The 15,520-nt window shown below is 72.7% G+C and carries 15 protein-coding genes; 6 read left to right on the forward strand and 9 right to left on the reverse strand.

Going from position 1 to position 15,520, the window contains the following annotated elements; genetic code table 11:
• Positions 1–76: 76 nt before the first annotated feature.
• Complete coding sequence (locus O7600_RS17855) at positions 77–511, forward strand: PH domain-containing protein (protein ID WP_281588820.1); 435 nt, start codon at positions 77–79, stop codon at positions 509–511.
• A gap of 472 nt (positions 512–983) precedes the next feature.
• On the opposite strand, the gene O7600_RS17860 is transcribed toward O7600_RS17855, so the two are convergent.
• Positions 984–1,928 carry a rhomboid family intramembrane serine protease gene (locus tag O7600_RS17860; protein ID WP_099163284.1) on the reverse strand — a complete coding sequence of 315 codons (945 nt, stop codon included), beginning with the start codon at positions 1,926–1,928 and terminating at the stop codon, positions 984–986.
• A 25-nt stretch (positions 1,929–1,953) separates the two neighbouring features.
• A complete protein-coding gene (locus O7600_RS17865; RefSeq protein WP_091568142.1) occupies positions 1,954–2,484 on the reverse strand; it encodes a peptidylprolyl isomerase in 531 nt (176 codons plus the stop codon).
• 84 nt (positions 2,485–2,568) lie between these two features.
• Here O7600_RS17865 and O7600_RS17870 point away from each other — a divergent pair, with 84 nt between their 5' ends.
• On the forward strand, positions 2,569–3,390 hold the full coding sequence (locus O7600_RS17870; protein WP_281588824.1) for a hypothetical protein: 822 nt from the start codon (positions 2,569–2,571) through the stop codon (positions 3,388–3,390).
• Between the two features lie 75 nt (positions 3,391–3,465).
• Here the strand turns inward: O7600_RS17870 and corA are convergent, their stop codons facing one another.
• Together corA and O7600_RS17880 are read right to left on the reverse strand one after the other, a co-directional pair.
• The gene (corA, locus tag O7600_RS17875) at positions 3,466–4,614 is read right to left on the reverse strand and encodes a magnesium/cobalt transporter CorA (RefSeq protein WP_091568134.1); all 1,149 of its coding nucleotides are present in this window, start codon (positions 4,612–4,614) and stop codon (positions 3,466–3,468) included.
• Positions 4,615–4,976: 362 nt separating this feature from the next.
• Entirely contained in the window at positions 4,977–6,071 is a 1,095-nt protein-coding gene (locus tag O7600_RS17880) for a PLP-dependent aminotransferase family protein (RefSeq protein ID WP_281588827.1), read from the reverse strand.
• Positions 6,072–6,273: 202 nt separating this feature from the next.
• Between O7600_RS17880 and O7600_RS17885 the strand changes: the two genes are divergently transcribed.
• Positions 6,274–7,089 carry a 3'(2'),5'-bisphosphate nucleotidase CysQ gene (locus O7600_RS17885; RefSeq protein WP_281588829.1) on the forward strand — a complete coding sequence of 272 codons (816 nt, stop codon included), beginning with the start codon at positions 6,274–6,276 and terminating at the stop codon, positions 7,087–7,089.
• Positions 7,090–7,186: 97 nt separating this feature from the next.
• On the forward strand, positions 7,187–8,338 hold the full coding sequence (locus O7600_RS17890) for a hypothetical protein (protein ID WP_281588831.1): 1,152 nt from the start codon (positions 7,187–7,189) through the stop codon (positions 8,336–8,338).
• A gap of 10 nt (positions 8,339–8,348) precedes the next feature.
• Here O7600_RS17890 and O7600_RS17895 read toward each other — a convergent pair whose 3' ends face one another.
• From O7600_RS17895 to O7600_RS17910, 4 genes are read right to left on the reverse strand one after another with little or no spacing between them, the layout of a single operon-like run.
• A complete protein-coding gene (locus tag O7600_RS17895; RefSeq protein ID WP_281588833.1) occupies positions 8,349–9,263 on the reverse strand; it encodes a glycosyltransferase family 2 protein in 915 nt (304 codons plus the stop codon).
• Complete coding sequence (locus O7600_RS17900) at positions 9,260–10,231, reverse strand: sulfotransferase (protein WP_348651345.1); 972 nt, start codon at positions 10,229–10,231, stop codon at positions 9,260–9,262. Before O7600_RS17900 ends, O7600_RS17895 begins: the two co-directional genes overlap by 4 nt.
• Complete coding sequence (locus O7600_RS17905; RefSeq protein ID WP_098747576.1) at positions 10,219–10,752, reverse strand: glycosyltransferase; 534 nt, start codon at positions 10,750–10,752, stop codon at positions 10,219–10,221. Before O7600_RS17905 ends, O7600_RS17900 begins: the two co-directional genes overlap by 13 nt.
• 56 nt (positions 10,753–10,808) lie before the next feature.
• Entirely contained in the window at positions 10,809–11,249 is a 441-nt protein-coding gene (locus O7600_RS17910) for a UDP-N-acetylglucosamine--LPS N-acetylglucosamine transferase (protein WP_099163277.1), read from the reverse strand.
• 236 nt (positions 11,250–11,485) lie between these two features.
• On the opposite strand from O7600_RS17910, the gene O7600_RS17915 reads away from it, so the two are divergent.
• Positions 11,486–12,475 carry a sulfotransferase gene (locus O7600_RS17915; protein ID WP_281588838.1) on the forward strand — a complete coding sequence of 330 codons (990 nt, stop codon included), beginning with the start codon at positions 11,486–11,488 and terminating at the stop codon, positions 12,473–12,475.
• Between the two features lie 44 nt (positions 12,476–12,519).
• Here O7600_RS17915 and O7600_RS17920 read toward each other — a convergent pair whose 3' ends face one another.
• Positions 12,520–13,347 carry a hypothetical protein gene (locus tag O7600_RS17920; RefSeq protein WP_281588840.1) on the reverse strand — a complete coding sequence of 276 codons (828 nt, stop codon included), beginning with the start codon at positions 13,345–13,347 and terminating at the stop codon, positions 12,520–12,522.
• Between the two features lie 289 nt (positions 13,348–13,636).
• On the opposite strand from O7600_RS17920, the gene O7600_RS17925 reads away from it, so the two are divergent.
• Positions 13,637–15,517, forward strand: coding sequence for a Wzz/FepE/Etk N-terminal domain-containing protein (locus O7600_RS17925; protein ID WP_281588842.1), 1,881 nt, complete (start codon positions 13,637–13,639; stop codon positions 15,515–15,517).
• Positions 15,518–15,520: the final 3 nt, after the last annotated feature.

Raw genomic sequence — 15,520 nt, forward strand, 5'->3', positions numbered from 1 at the left:
GCCCCGATCCTACGTGCTGACCCGACCGGTCGTCCTCCCCCGCCCTGCGGACACCGGCGGCTGGCATGCTGGTCGGATGGATCCACGGTCGTCACCGGCCCGACAGTGGCGGGTGCCGCGCACGTCGCCGGTGGTCAAGGCGCTCGGCGCGCTGCTCCTGCTGGCCCTGGGCCTGCTGCTCGCCGCCGGCGACCCGGTCCGCCCGGCGCTCGCCGGCCTGGCCGCCGCCGGGCTGCTCGCCTGGGCGCTGCGCGACGTCGTCGCGCCGGTCCGGCTCGCGGTGGACCCGGAGGGCATCACCGTGATCCGCGGGTTCGCCGGCCGTCGCCGGCTGCCCTGGGCGGCCGTGGAGTCGATCCGGCTGGACCGGCGCAGCCGTCGCGGGCTCACCGCCGAGACGCTGGAGATCGACGCCGGGGAGTCGCTGCACCTGTACGGCCGGCGCGACCTGGACGCCCCACTGGACGAGGTGGCCGCCGCGCTCACCGCCGCCCGCGCCGCCGCGCGCTGAGCCACGCCCCGACCGTTCCGCCGCGCCGCCGCGCCGCCGTCATGCGCGGGCCCCGCCGGGCCGCGCCGGGTCGGGCCGGGCCTGGCCGGCGCCGCGCTGGCAGACGGGGTGGTTGCAAGTCGCCGGAGCAGGGGCGGGAGCGTCCAGGACAGATCATTGCTGAAGAGTGTTATACCGCCCAGTCATATATATGACTAGGCGGTATATCGCTTTCAGGCCCACTGCCGCCCGAGACACGACACGCCCGAAGAGCCACACCTCGACGGCCGCGCCGAACGGGCTGTTCCTCCTGAGCACCCTACGAAGGGTGATCGGGTAGAACATCGCCCAAGTCCGAAGGGAACAGCCTCGAAGCCGACCTGTCCGAGAGCAAGCTGACCGAGCGATACCCGCGCCACGCGGCCCGCCGCGCAGGCGCACCCCGACCGCCGGACCTGCTTACGGAGACGGCGTCGTCAGCCGGCGCGGCGGGTCAGCCGAGCAGCGCCGCGGTGCGGACGACGGCCAGGCCGATCAGGGCCACCAGCAGGATCGCGCCGCCCGCCGCCTGGAAGACGGTCCGCCGCATCCGCGGGGCGTACGCCAGGACCAGGGCCATCACCGCGCCGACCACCAGCCCACCGAGGTGCCCGGCCACGGAGATGCCCGGCACGGTGAACGTGAAGATCAGGTTGATCACCAGGATCGGCACGATCGCCGAAGTGTCCCGGCCGAGCCGACGCATGATCACGAAGATGGCGGCGAACAGGCCGAAGATGGCCGTCGACGCGCCGACCGCGGGCTGGTTCGGGGCGCTGAAGAGATAGACCGCGACGTTGCCGCCGAGCCCGGCGATCAGGTAGAGCGCCAGGAAGCGCAGCGGCCCGAGCACCGCCTCCAGCGTTCGGCCGAGCACCCAGAGCGCCCACATGTTGAGCAGCAGGTGCACCAGGCCGTAGTGCAGGAACATCGCGGTGACCAACCGGTACCACTGGCCCTCGGCCACCCCGCCGACCGTGCCGTCGGGGAACATCGCCTGGCCGAGCACCGCACCCCAGTTGGTCAGCGGCGTCGAGCCGCCCATCAGGCCGCCGAAGCCGGAGCCGCCGGCGGCCGCGTCACCTCCCCGGTCGGAGGCGATGGAGAGCAGCATGACCAGCACGTTCAGCGCGATCAGGACCTTGGTCACATAGCCCTGGCGGCCGGCGGCACCGCCACCGAAGGCGGTACGCGCCGGCCGCACGCTGCGGCGTCCCTCGGCGACGCACTCCGGGCACTGGTGGCCGACGGAGGCGTCCCGCATGCACTCGGGGCAGATCGGCCGGTCGCAGCGGGTGCACCGGATGTACGTCTCCCGATCGGGGTGCCGGTAGCAGACCGGAGTGGTCGGCACCGGCCCTTCGGTGGCGTCACCTGCCTGCCCGGAGCGCTCAGTCATGCGAGCAAAGGTACCCGCGTGACGCTCAGGACGGCTGCCGCTCGATCTCGACGCGCTCGATCACCACGTCCTGCAGCGGCCGGTCGCTCGGCCCGGTCGGGGTGTTGGCGATCGAGTCGACCACCTTCGCGGACTGCTCGTCGGCCACCTGGCCGAAGATGGTGTGCCGGTTGTTCAGGTGCGGGGTCGGCCCCACGGTGATGAAGAACTGCGAGCCGTTGGTGCCCGGCCCGGCGTTCGCCATCGCCAGCAGGTACGGCCGGTCGAAGCGCAGCTCCGGGTGGAACTCGTCGGCGAACTTGTAGCCCGGGCCGCCGCGCCCGGTGCCGGTCGGGTCGCCCATCTGGACCATGAAGCCGCTGATCACGCGGTGCGAGATGGTGCCGTCGTAGTAGGGCCCGCTGCCCGGCTGACCGGTCCGCGGGTCGGTGTACTCCCGGGTGCCCTCGGCCAGCTCCACGAAGTTGCGGACGGTCTTCGGCGCGTGGTTCGGGAAGAGCTCCAGCCGGATCGGGCCGGCGTTGGTGTGCAAGGTGGCGTAGACAGCCTCGGCCACGGGTACTCCTCACTCGTTGGTCAGTTCCTTGCGGATCCTCCCATGTGCCCGATCTGGCCATGCGGAGGCATCCGAAGGTGGAGGATGACGAAGGAACAACTCCCAGGAGGTGGGACCGTGTTTGGAATCGGGCGGCGAAAGACCCAGGGCCAGCTCGCGAAGGCCGAGCTGAACCAGGGCATCGGTCACCTGCGGCAGGCCGCCACGCACGCGGCGAAGGGCGCCGGGGCCACTGTCGGTCCGCGGGTCCAGGCAGCCCGGGTCGCCGTCGCACCCACCGCCGTCCTGGTCCGGGATCGGGCGTCCAGCGGGGTCGCGTCGAGCGTCGCCGCTCTCGCCCCGGTGGTCCTCGCCGTGCGCAACGCGCGGACCGAGGCTGCCGGCAAGGCGTCGACCGGTCGCCGGGCCGTGGCGGCGAAGCAGTCCGCGATGACGAAGAAGGCGAAGAACATGAAGGTGGGCAAGAAGAAGCAGCGCAGGTCGCGGGGCATGACCACCGGCCTGCTGATCGCCGGCACCGTGGCCGGCCTGGCCGGGGCGATGGCCATGCGCCGCCGCCGCGAGCAGCAGGAGTGGGCCGAGTACGACCCGACCGGCACGCTCGGCCCGACCGGTCAGGACAAGCTGGAGCCGATGCGGGAGGACGTGGACACGATCGTGGTGGAGACCCCCGACGCGACCGCGAAGGTGACCCAGGCCGGCCCGACCGGCGCCGGCAGCTCCGCCGTCGCCAACGGCAGCAGCTCGTCGACCACCGCCCCCGCCGGTGAGCCGGTGATCCACCCGAACAGCAAGGTCCCCTCGGTCGCCGAGGGCGCCCGGGACGTCAGCGGCCGTCCGGCCGACGACATCACCAAGGCCACGCAGAACGGCAAGAGCGCCGCGAAGGCCAGCGGTCGCCGCTGACCCCCGGTTCTCGGAGCAGCGCCGGCGCGCGGGTACGTCCCGCGTGGCCGGCGCTTCCCGTTGCGGGCGGCGTGCCTACAGCCAGCCGTTGCGGCGGAACAGGCGGTAGAGCGTGAAGGACGCGGCCAGCATCAGCGCCCACACGCCCGGATAGCCGTACGTCCACCTCAGCTCGGGCATGTTGTCGAAGTTCATGCCGTAGATGCCGGCGATCGCCGTCCACACCGCACCGATCGCGGCCCAGGCGGCGATCTTGCGCATGTCGTTGTTCTGGTCGACGGTGACCTGGGCCAGCCGGGCCTGGAGGATCGAGTTGAGCAGGTCGTCGTAGGAGTTCACCTGCTCGACCGTGCGGCTGAGGTGGTCCTGCACGTCCCGGAAGTAGCGGCGCACCTCCTGCGGCACCGCGCGGTTGACCTGGGAGGTGAGCGTCATCAGCGGGCGCTGCAACGGCACCACCGCCCGCTTGAACTCGACCAGCTCCCGCTTCATCTGGTAGATCCGCTGGATCCGGCCGCTGCTCTGGCGGTCGAAGACGTCCGCCTCCAGCACGTCGAGGTCGTCCTCCAGCCGGTCGGCGACCTCCAGGTAGAGGTCGACCACCCGGTCGGTGATCGCGTACGCGACCGCCCACGGCCCCTGCCGGAGCAGGTCCCGCTTCGCCTCCAGGTCGGCCCGGACCGGCGACAGCCGGCAGGCGTCCCCGTGCCGGACGCTGATCACGAAGTTCGGCCCGATGAAGAGCATCACCTGGCCGGTCTCCACCACCTCGGAGTTCTCGGTCAGCTCGGTGTGCTCGCAGTAACGGGCGGTGCGCAGCACCAGGAAGACGATCTCCCCGAAGTGCTCCAGCTTCGGGCGCTGCTCGGCCTTGACCGCGTCCTCCACCGCCAGTTCGTGCAGGCCGAAGGTGGCGGCGATCTCGGTCATCTCGGCCAGGTCCGGCTCGTGCAGGCCGAGCCAGACGAAGCCGTCCCGCTCCCGGCGGGCGGCGGCCAGGGCCTCGGCGTACTGCGGGCGGCCGGGCTGCCGCTCGCCGTCGACGTAGAGCCCGCAGTCGACGATGCCGCTGCGACCGGGACCGGCCGGCTGGGGCGTACGCGGGGAGCCGTCGGCGTTGAGGATGCGGGACATCGCGCGTACCGGGGCGGCCCAGGCGCGTGGCCGGAGTGCCCGGCCGCCGTTCTCCCCGGCGGTGCGGTCGCGTGCCACCCGGTCCGTCATCTCTCGCCCCCTCTCCGCGAAGCTGCGGCTTGCAGGTTACGCCGATCGGGAGCGGACGCGGCGCGGGCGGACGCGGGCCCGGACGGGCGGGTGCGACGGGCGTCACGCGGTGTGGCGCCGGGCGGGCCGGGCCGCGTCAGGGGGGTGAGGGGCGACACGGCCCACCCGGCACCCCTTGGGGGCGGGAGTGATGCCTGGGCGCGCCCCCGGCCCGGCCCGGGGCGAAGAACTGCCGCCCGGGACGTGCGGGCCGGTCACCGGGGAAAGGTGAGCGGCGCTCGCAGCATTGTGGGCCGCCGGCCGGCCCAGCGGGAGAGCCGAGCCGGCCAGCAGGGCCGTTCTGTCAAAAACCCGACAGAAAACTAGCCGCGAACCGCAGCCATCGCCTCGGCGAGCCGCCGGACACCCTCGTCGATCCGGTCCGCCGTCACGGCGGAGTAGGCCAACCGCAGCGCGCGCCGGCCGCCGTCGACCATGAAGTCGCTGCCCTTCACCACCGCGACGCCGCGCTCGGCGGCGGCCGGCGCCAGCCGGTCGACCTCGACGTCCTCCGGCAGCTCGACCCAGAGGAAGTAACCACCGTCCGGCTCGACGAACCGGGCCTCCGGGATGTGCCGGCGCAGCGACTCGGCCAGCACCGCGGCCCGCTCGCCGAGCGCCGTGCGGACCGTCCGGATGGACTGCTCGATCGATCCGGAGACGCAGAACTGGTGCACGATCGCCTGGGCCACCATGCCCGGCGAGATGTAGAGGTTGGTGGCCCGCTTGGCGATCGCCGCGATCAGCTCCGCCGGGCCGACCAGGTAGCCGACCCGCACGCCCGGGCAGACCGTCTTGGTGAAGCTGGACGCGTGCACCACCACGCCGCGACTGTCCATCGACAGCATCGACGGCAGCGGCTCGCCCCGGAAGCGGATGTCCGCGTACGGGTCGTCCTCAAAGATGGTGAACTCGTACTCGGCGGCGAGATCGAGCAGCTCACGGCGCTTCTCCAGGGAGAGCGTCACGCCCGCCGGGTTCTGGTAGTTCGGGATCACGTGGGCCAGCTTCGGCCGGACCCCGGACTCCAGCAGCTTGCGCAGCTCGGCGGTGTCGAGGCCGTCCGGCTGGATGGTCACGCCGTGCACCTCGCCGCCCATCTGCTGGAGGTTGAGCAGCGTGCGGTCGTACGTGGGGCGCTCGACGACCACCGCGTCACCGCGCCGGACCAGGTGGTCGAAGAGGAACGCGTCGGCCTGCAGCGAGCCGTTCGTGACCAGCACCTGATCCGCCTCGACACCGTGCTTCTCGGCGATCCAGCGACGGAGGGGCGGGTAACCGACGGAGGTGCCGTACGCCGTGACCCCGGCGGGGTCGGCGTCGAAGGCGCGGACGGCGGCGGCCTTGAGCCCCTCGACATCGACGATGTCCAGCGAAGGAGCCCCACGGGCGAAGGAGATCAGCTGCTCGGCGGTCATGCGCAGAGCCTAGGGCCTGCGTCCGGCGGTCCGACCGGCATACACGCGAAGTTCAACATGCGGGCAGAACTCGGTGGGCCGGGCGTACCGTTTCCGCCCCCGTACTTGTTGTCCACTCGCCCCACCGGCCAAGATGGTGCGGTCCGGGCGGCGGGCACCCGCCGGCCGCCCGTCGACATCAGACAAGGTGGTGGATGGCAAGGTGTCCGACGACATCGACCGGCTCGACGATCAGGCCTTCGCGCGCTGGCTGGCCGGACGCGCCGGCGAGGCGCTGACCGCGCTGCGCGCCGGCCAGGGCTTCGCCGACCCGCGGGCGCTCAAGGACGCCGGCGACCAGGCCTCGCACGAGCTGATGCTGGCCGCGCTGGCCCGCTACCGGCCGGCCGACGCGGTGCTCTCCGAGGAGCAGGCGGACTCCCGACAGGACTTCTCCACCGGCGACCGGGCGGCCCGCCTCGACGCCGACCGGGTGTGGATCATCGACCCGCTGGACGGCACCCGGGAGTTCTCGGAGGAGGGGCGCACCGACTGGGCCGTCCACGTGGCCCTCTGGGAGCGCTCGGCCGGACCGGACGGCGGGCTGACCGCCGGCGCCGTCGGCATGCCGGCGCGGACCGGCGCGGACGGCACCCCGCTGATCCTGGGCACGGGCGAGCCGACGCCCGCCGCGGTCGACGGTCCGCTGCGGATCGCGGTCAGCCGCAGCCGGCCCCCCGCGTTCGTCCCCCAGCTCATCGAGGACCTCGGCGCGGAGGCGGTGCCGATGGGCTCCGCCGGTGTCAAGGTCTGCGCGGTGGTGACCGGCCAGGCCGACGCGTACGTGCACGCCGGCGGGCAGTACGAGTGGGACTCCGCCGCCCCGGTGGCGGTCGCGCTCGGGGCGGGGATGCACGCGTCCCGGATCGACGGGTCACCGCTGCGCTACAACGCCGCCAACCCCCGCCTGCCCGACCTGCTCGTCTGCCGACCCGAGCAGGCCGAGCAGCTGCTGAAGGCCATCGACCGGCTGCTGTGACGGTCACCGCACCGGCTCGCCGCCTCGCTCGTTGCACTATGCGGTGACGCCGGTGCTGAGCCGGGAGACAGCTGACACGCCGATCCGGAGGAGGATCATGGGACCCGGCCCGTCAATCGCCCCCGTTCGCGATGCCCACCCGGCCCCGACCCCACCCCCGGGCCGGCGGCCACGCCGCCTCTACCGGCGCGGTTGGCTGGTCGCCGTCACCGCGACCGTCGTCCTGCTCAGCACGACGGTCGCCGTCGCGGTCACGCAGGAGCGGGAGCCCGCACGGCAGCCGGCCCCGGAGGCGAACGGGCCGGGAAGCGTCGCGGCCACGCCCGGCGGGGCCGCGTCCCTGTCCGCCCGTCCGACCGGTGGGGTCGCCGGGCTCGGCGCCAACCCGAGCCTCTCGCCCGGCCGGTCCCCGTCGGCCAAGCCCGGATTCCAGCCGTTCCCGGCGCCGCGGGCCACCCTGCCCGGGGCGAGCATCCACCTGGTCGGCGGCGAGAGTTTCAGCGCCGGCGTGGCCCGATCCGACCGCACCTACGGCCCGTTGCGGATGGTCCGGGTGTTCTACCCGGGCCTGCCGCCCGCCTGGTCGGGCAGCCGCGCCGACGTGGTCAACCGGACCGTGGTGGTGTCCTTCAAGGCGCCGCCGGCGGAGGTCGCCGCCGGCAAGCACGACGCCCGGCTGACGCAGTGGTTCGCCTCGATCCCGCGCGACCACGACGTCTACTGGTCGTACTTCCACGAGCCGGAGAACGACGTGGAGAGCGGCAACTACACCACCGCCCAGTTCCGGGCCGCCTGGCGCCGGGTCGCCGGCCTCGCCGACCGGGCCCAGAACCCGCGGCTGCGGGCGACCCTGATCCTCATGTGCTGGACGCTGAACCCGAACTCCCGGCGCAGCTTCACCGACTACTACCCCGGTGGCGACGTCGTCGACGTGCTCGGTTGGGACTGCTACAACAGCGGCGGCAAGTACAACCGCTACACCGAGCCGGCCAAGGTCTTCGGGCCGATGATCAGCAAGTCGAAGGAGCTCGGCAAGCCCTGGGGCCTCGCCGAGACCGGCAGCGTGCGGATCGCCGGGGACAGCGGCACCGGCCGCGCCGCCTGGATCCGCTCGATGAGCAGCTACCTGAACGGGCAGCGCCCGCTCTGGGTGGCGTACTACGACTACCAGGTGTCCGGCGGAGACTTCCGGCTCACCGACCAACCCAGCAAGGACGCCTGGCGCGCCTGGTGCTCGGCGGCCGCCTGAGCAGTCCCGGTCAGATGCCCCGACCGCGCTTGTGCAGCGTACGCAGGACGCGGTCGGGGTCCACGGCCTTGCTGGCCACGGCGAGCGCCAGGTAGGCGCGGGCCTCCTTCGGGTTGCCGGCCAGCGTGCGGCGGGCCCAGCGGACGGCCTCCCGACGGTTGCCCATCGCGGCCTGCGCGAAGGCGATCTGCCCGGCGACCCGGGCCTCCCCCGCCGGCACCGTCGCGAACTCGGGGTAGCGCTCCAGCAACCACTGCAACGCGGTCGAGATGGTCTCCCAGCGCTGGGCGAAGTATGACCGCTTGTGCCAGCGCACCGTCACGTACGGCTCGGTCAGGTTGACCAGCGGCGCGTGCCGGGCGGCCCGGAGCAGGAACTCGTAGTCCTCCGCGTAGCTGCCCGGGATCTCCTCGTCGACCAGCCCGATCGCGTCGACCAGCGCGTCCCGCCGGATCAGGAACGTGGACGGGTGCAGTTCGGTGTGCCGGTCGCGCAGCAGCGACGCCAGCGGCACCCGCTCCATCGACAACGAGCGGTCGACCTGGCGGCCGTCGTAGTCGACCCGGATGCCGCAGCTGACGAACGCGCCATCCGTCGTCGCCTCCAGCGCGGCGACCTGGGCGGCCAGCTTGCCGGGCAGCCACTCGTCGTCGTCGTCGCAGAACGCCACCAGCTCGCCCTGCGCGGCGAGGATGCCGGTGTTGCGGGCACCCGCGAGGCCGGGGGTACGGCTGTTGGTGATCACCCGGATCCGCGGGTCCTCGGCGAGGGTGTGGTCGGGCTCGGACTGGTCGTAGACGACCACCACGTCGATCCCGCCCGGGTAGTCCTGGCCCAGGATCGCGTCGAGGGCGGCGCGCAGCAGCACCGGCCGGTCCCGGGTGGGGACCACGGCGGTCACCTGCGGTGGGTTGCTCCCGGTCACGACGCCTCCGTGCTGTTGGTTCGGCCGCCGCCGAGATATCCGTAACGCAGGCGCAGCGGCAGCGTCGCGGCGCTGACCACGGCCCGGCTGCGCGTCGGCAGGTTCTCCCGCCAGGCGTTGTCCTGGCGCACCTTCAGCGGACCCGCGCTGAACCGCAGCGGGTTGCCGGCGATGCTGTGCGCCCGGACCAGCGGCACCGGCGGCTCGTCGAGCACCCGCAGCGCGTCCGGGGTGTCGGTGAGGCCGGCGAACCGGCGCACCCGGGTCACGGTGCCGCGCGGGTCGGCGGTGAAGTCCTCGTAGCGCAGCCGGACCACCGGCGCCCGCTGGGCGAGCAGGTGGAACGCCGCGTTCTGCGCGGTCCACAGGCTGCTCACCGTGAACGGGGAGAAGGTCGGCATGTAGGCCTCGCCGTCCACCACCTCGGGGCGGCGGACCTGCTTGGCCCAGGAGTAGGCGACCGCCCGGCTGTCCCGGACCAGGTGGACGACCCGCAGGTCGAGATCGGGCGCCCAGCGCAGGGCGAACGCCGTCGAGGCGTGCTTGCTGGAGTCCACCACCACCTCGGCGCCGGTGACCTCGGTCGCCGCCCGGTAGATGCGGGTGTAGAGGTCGGCGTAGCGGCGCACGGCGGCCAACTGCTCGGCCGGCAGGTCGCCCCGGGCCAGCTGCGGGATGTGCCGGGTCCGGTCGACCTCGGCCTTGAGCGCCAGCACCTCGTCCCGGTCGACCGCGTCCCAACCGCCGAACGCGTGGTCGCCGACCTGCTGCCAGAAGCCGCAGACCGTGAAGCGCTCGCCGCAGCCGCAGCGTTCGTCGCCACCGAGGGCCCGCTCCCAGAGGTGCACCACCTCACCGACGGCACAGACGTCGGGGTGCTGGGCGAGGATCAGCTCCAGCAGGGTGGAGCCGCTGCGTCCGAGGCCGCCGACGAAGAGCACGCGGACCGGCGCGGTCACCGCCACCACCGGCGTCGTCCCGACGCACGCTGGCGTACCAGGTCCTCGACGATCTGGCCGACGCGCGCCGCCGCGGCGGCGCGGGGGTCGGGGCGGTCCGGGTCGGCGTCCAGCCGGAAGGTCGCCGGGTCGACGAGCGCCTTGTCGAGCGCCTCGACCAGGTCGGCCTCGGTCTCGACCAGCCGCACCATGCCGGCGGAGCCGAGCCGGCGGGAGAAGAGCTGCTGGTGGTTGTCGACGTGCTCGTGGTGGGCGGGGTCGCGCGGGACCACGATCGGCAGGTGGCCGTTGCGTCGGGCCTCGGTGATGGTGGCCGGCCCGCCGTGGCAGACCACGACGTTCGCCTCGGCGATCGCCCGCTGCAACTCGTCGTGGGCCAGGAACGGCACCGCGTCCGGCAGGTTCGGAGGGGTGCTGCTGCCGTACTGGAGGACGAGCCGGACCTGCCGCGGACCGTCGGCGCGCGCGGTCCACCAGCGTTCCAGCCAGCCGACCAGCCGGTCGAACCTGTGCACGTCGGTGCCGACCATGGCCAGCACGGTGTCCGGCTCCGGGTCGGTCTGCCGCTGCCGGGGGATGAACGAGGTCACAGCAGATTCCCCACCACGGTGCCGTCGGGATAGAAGCGGCGCTGCTCCTCCCACTGCACCAGCATCGCCGAGAGGAACGGACGGCAGAGCCGGGCGGTGAGCGTGGGGCTGTCGATCCGGTCGTACACCTCGATGTAGACGGTGGGGATCCCGCGCAGCCGCGCCACCACGACGAACGGCAGCGCGACACCGGCGCCGGTGGTGACCACCGCGTCGACGTTGCGGCGCTTGAGCGTCCGGACCGCGAGCAGCATGTTCCGGGCCAGGTTCTTCACGTTGCGGGTGGTGGGGTGGTGTGCCCACACGACCTGCTCCCCGTCGAGCAGCGAGCGCGCGTCCGGGGTGTCGAAGGTCACCCAGGAACGAGCGCGGTCGCGATACCAGGGTGCGAGCGCCAGCAGCTGGGCAAGGTGCCCGCCACTGGAACCCACGAGCATGACTTCACCGGGCTCCACGTCTCCAACCGCCTCCCCCACCGCACACCCGTGCCACTTCCGTGGGACGGTCAGCTGAGCGCCGGAACAATCTAACGGCACCGCACGCGGAACAGAAGTGGGAGTCACGATTCACGTCCTGCCGGCCGGATTCCTTCACGCATTCCGCCAATCCCCGGCTCCTCCGATCGCGCCTACACTGCCGCTTGACATCCACCGGGGACGAGGAGAAGCGATCGATGACGGCCCAGCAGCCTGCGGCAGCGGACGGATCCGGGGCGGGCGCTCCGTCCGGCACCGACCGGGTGACGGTGCTCTACGTCTGCGGGATGCCGCGCAGCGGTTCCACCCTGCTCGACCTGATGCTCGGCCAGTTCGTCGACCACTGCGACGTCGGTGAGCTGTTCTACCTGTGGCAGTCCGGGGTGGAACGGAACTTCCGCTGCGCCTGCGGGGAGCACTTCGACGAGTGCCCGTTCTGGGGTGAGGTCGGCCGGCGCGCGTACGGCGGCTGGGCGAACATCGACGTGCAGGAGGTCCGCGCCCTGCAACGCCGGGTCGACGCCACCGGCAAGGTGCCGATGATCAAGGGCGCCCGGGTCGTGCCGGGCTTCCGGCAGGACCTGGAGCGCTACACGACCCTGATCACCAAGCTCTACCGGGCGATCGCCGAGGTGTCCGGCGCCAAGGTGGTGGTCGACTCGACCAAGCGACCCTCGCTGGCGTACATCCTGGCCCGCGCGCCGGAGATCGACCTGCGGCTGGTGCACATCCTCCGCGACCCGCGCGGGGTGGCCTACTCCTGGAGCCAGCTCGTCGAGCTGCCCGAGGGCACCTCCACCAAGGGCCGGATGAACCAGCGCTCGGCCCGGCTGACCGCGCGGCGCTGGGTCACCGTCAACGCGATGATCTCGTCGCTCGCCCGGTCCGGCGTCCCGCGGGCGGTCGTCCGGTACGAGGACCTGGTCCGCGACCCACGGACGGAGCTGGGCCGGATCGCCGCCCTGACGGCCGACGTGACCGGCCAGGTCGACCCGCTGTCGTTCCTGCACGGCACCGAGTTCGAGCAGGCCGGGTCGCACGCGGTGGCCGGCGGACGGATCCGGATGCGTACCGGGCCGATCGCGCTCAGCCTCGACGAGAAGTGGCGTCGGGAGTACGCGCCCGGCCGCCGCCGGATGGTCGGTGCGATGACCTGGCCGCTGCGTCGGCGGTACGACTACCGCTGAGCCGCCGAGGTCCGGCGGGCCGGTCACCGGCCCGCCGGAACCGGTCAGGCCCTCGGGGTCGCCGCCGCGGCCAGGTGGGCGTCGAGGACGTCGAGCAGCTCCGGGTTGCGCTCGTAGTCGAACTTGCGGGCGAAGTGGGCGCCGCTGGCCAACGCCCGGGGGAGGTCGTCGGCGGTCAGCGACTTCGGGTGGTTGAACGTGCTGTTGCGGAAGTCGAAGTAGCGCTTGCAGTCGGGCACCAGGTTGAACCGGTCCGCGCTGCACACGATGGTCTGGAAGACCGCCTCCACCGGCGAGAGGCAGTGCCGGAAGTAGTCCACCACATCCGGCCGCCGGTCGAAGTAGTCCCGCAGGTACGCCACCACCGGCCAGGTCAACGACGAGAACGCCGACCCGCCGTGCAGCCGCAGGTCGGGCCCGAACGGGGTGCGGGCCCGCCGACCCACCACCAGCCCGTACGACACGTGCACCCGCATCAGCGGCTGGATCCGGTTGACCGCCTGCACCGGCCGGAGCAGCTTCTTGGCCCGCGGGCTGAGCCCGCGCAGCCGACGGTGCTGGAAGTGGTAGCGGGAGCGGACCCGACGTTGCGGCCAGTGGCTCTCCGGACCGAACGCGTCCCAGTACTCCATGAACCCGTCGGCGCCGGAGCCGATCAGCTCGGCCTCCGCCTGGTCGAGCGGACGGATCGGGTAGTCCTGACCGGTGATGTTCACCAACCAGTCGACCTGCACACCCTCACCGTTCAGCCAATCCACGGCCGCCATGTAGCGATCGACGTGACTGAAGTCGCCGTAACCACCCTCGTGGTACTGGACCGTCACGTCGCGTAGTGTGCGCAGCTCGGAGAGGTCGAGCGGAGCCCCGTTCACGTCGTGGCTGATGTGCACGATACTGTCCGGACTGTACCGCTTCACCGCGTGGACCAGCCTGGTCAGCTGGTCGGGCGAACGGTGACTCTGGATGTGATAGCAGAAGCGCACCAGTGCATTATCGTCCCGGCACCCTCCGGGCAGAAGTGGCGGACCCTCGGCGACTTCCACTCTCCGCTCCGATCAGGGAGACTCAGAATTCACCGTGGCGCGGACGTCCCACGGCTGACTGGCCGGTCCGGTCGAAAGGGAGCGACACACTCCGATGCCCTCACCTCACCGCCCCGATGTGCAGCACGACGCGGACGGGCCCACGCTGATGTCCTACCTCGAGTGGCTCCGCCGCCGATGGTGGATCCTCGCGCTCGCGGCCGTGCTCGGCATCGGATCGGGTCTGCTCGTCACCAAGCTGCAGACGCCCACCTACACCTCCACCACGTCGGTGCTGGTGCGCCAGGTCGGCCCCGACGCGGCGCCGGGCACCAAGGTCAACCTCGACACCGAGGCGCAGGTGGTCCGTTCCCTGGTGGTGGCCGAACGGGCTCGCGCCCTGCTGAAGACCAGCACCAGCAACGAGGACCTGGTGCGGTCGCTGTCGGTCACCGTGCCGCCGAACAGCCAGGTGCTCCAGATCGCGTACGAGGGCACCACGCCGCAGGCGGCGCAGAACGGCTCGCACTCGTTCGCGCAGGCGTACCTCGACCTGCGGCTCGCCACGGCGGCCAAGGCGGTGGAGAACGAGATCACCTCGATCAACCAGCAGATCGCCGAGGTCAACAAGCAGCTGAGCGCGGCTGTCGGCAAGATCGCCGCGGCGCCGGCCAACTCCGCCGCCCGGGCCCAGGCCGAGGCGAGCAAGCAGGTCCTCACCAACCAGCTGACCCGACTCAACGAGCGGCTCAGCCCCCTGCAGGACAACGCGCCCGACGCCGGCCAGATCATCTCCGACGCGGCCCTGCCCCGGAAGCCCAGTTCGCCGAACCGCACGCTGAACCTGGCCAGCGGGATGGGCGCCGGGCTGCTCTTCGGCATCGTGCTCGCCCTGGTCCTGGACCGGCTCGACACCCGGGTCCGGCGCGGCCGCGACGTGACCGCCCGCACCGGCCTGTCGACGCTGCTGGAGCTGCCGCTGCGCGCGCCGTCGCTGAGCATCCTGCCGCCCACCCACCGGGTCTCGCGTGAGTTGGGCCGGCTGCGCAACGTGCTGCTCTCGATCATGTCGGAGCCCCGGCCGGGGCGCGGCCGCCAGCTGCTGCTCACCGACACCTCGCCCGGTCCGGTGGCCGGTTTCGTCGCCGGCAACCTGGCCGCCGCCTACGCCCGCACCGGCGCCCAGGTCGCGATCGTCACCACCCGGCCCGACTCGCCGCTGACCGCCATGTTCGGCGGGGCGAAGCCCCGGCACACCCTCGCCGACGTGCTGCGGCACGACGTCGGCGGGCTCGCCGCGCTCACCCCCGCCCCCGGGCTCAACACGCTGCGCGCCCTGCTGCCCGGCGAGCTGGACACCGACGTGGAGCTGCCGGTCGCCACCATGCTGGGGATCCTCGACGAGCTCGCCGACCGCTTCGACCACGTGCTGATCGAGACCGCCCGGCCCACCCAGGCCGTCGAGGCGCAGGCCCTGGCCCGGCACGTCGACGGCGTGATCCTCGTGATCGAGAGCGGACGGACCCGGACCAGCGAGATCACCGCCGCCCTCCAGCAGTTCGAGCAGGTGGACGCGCCGGTGCTGGGCAGCGTGATGGCGCCCCGCCTGCCGGAGCAGGCCGGCGGTCCGGCCGCCGGCGGTGCCCCCGCCGGTGACAACCAGCGGGACGAGCGGCGGCCGTCGCCCCGACCGCGCCCCGAGCCCGTCTTCCGCCCGGGTGGCGGCCAGCCGACCAGCGACAGCACCATGATCCTGCCCCGGCCGGTCAGCTCGTCGTCGGGCGGTTCCGCCCCGCGCAAGCCGGCCCCGGGCCCCCGCAAACCGACCCCGACCCCGACCCCGAACCCGGCCCCGAGCGCCGTGCCCGCCGCCAAGCCCGGCTCGCCCGCGCCGGTCCAGGCCGGCGGCGCGGTCCGGCAGCCGCCGTCCACCGTCTACCGGTCGAAGCGTGACATCGACGGCGTCGACGGCCAGGGCCGGCTCTCGATGGCCTTCGACCCGGTGGAGGACCAGGAGTGAGGC

The sequence above is a fragment of the Micromonospora sp. WMMA1998 genome (genome assembly GCF_027497375.1).
GTDB classification, from domain to species: domain Bacteria; phylum Actinomycetota; class Actinomycetes; order Mycobacteriales; family Micromonosporaceae; genus Micromonospora; species Micromonospora sediminicola.

Excerpts from the sequence above, each read along its gene's own strand:
- O7600_RS17860 (WP_099163284.1), bottom strand. The coding sequence starts at position 1,928 with ATGACTGAGCGCTCCGGGCAGGCAGGTGACGCCACCGAAGGGCCGGTG.
- O7600_RS17905 (WP_098747576.1), bottom strand. The coding sequence starts at position 10,752 with ATGGTCGGCACCGACGTGCACAGGTTCGACCGGCTGGTCGGCTGGCTG.
- corA (WP_091568134.1), bottom strand. The coding sequence starts at position 4,614 with ATGACGGACCGGGTGGCACGCGACCGCACCGCCGGGGAGAACGGCGGC.
- O7600_RS17910 (WP_099163277.1), bottom strand. The coding sequence starts at position 11,249 with ATGCTCGTGGGTTCCAGTGGCGGGCACCTTGCCCAGCTGCTGGCGCTC.
- O7600_RS17855 (WP_281588820.1), top strand. The coding sequence starts at position 77 with ATGGATCCACGGTCGTCACCGGCCCGACAGTGGCGGGTGCCGCGCACG.
- O7600_RS17915 (WP_281588838.1), top strand. The coding sequence starts at position 11,486 with ATGACGGCCCAGCAGCCTGCGGCAGCGGACGGATCCGGGGCGGGCGCT.
- O7600_RS17870 (WP_281588824.1), top strand. The coding sequence starts at position 2,569 with ATGACGAAGGAACAACTCCCAGGAGGTGGGACCGTGTTTGGAATCGGG.
- O7600_RS17890 (WP_281588831.1), top strand. The coding sequence starts at position 7,187 with ATGGGACCCGGCCCGTCAATCGCCCCCGTTCGCGATGCCCACCCGGCC.
- O7600_RS17880 (WP_281588827.1), bottom strand. The coding sequence starts at position 6,071 with ATGACCGCCGAGCAGCTGATCTCCTTCGCCCGTGGGGCTCCTTCGCTG.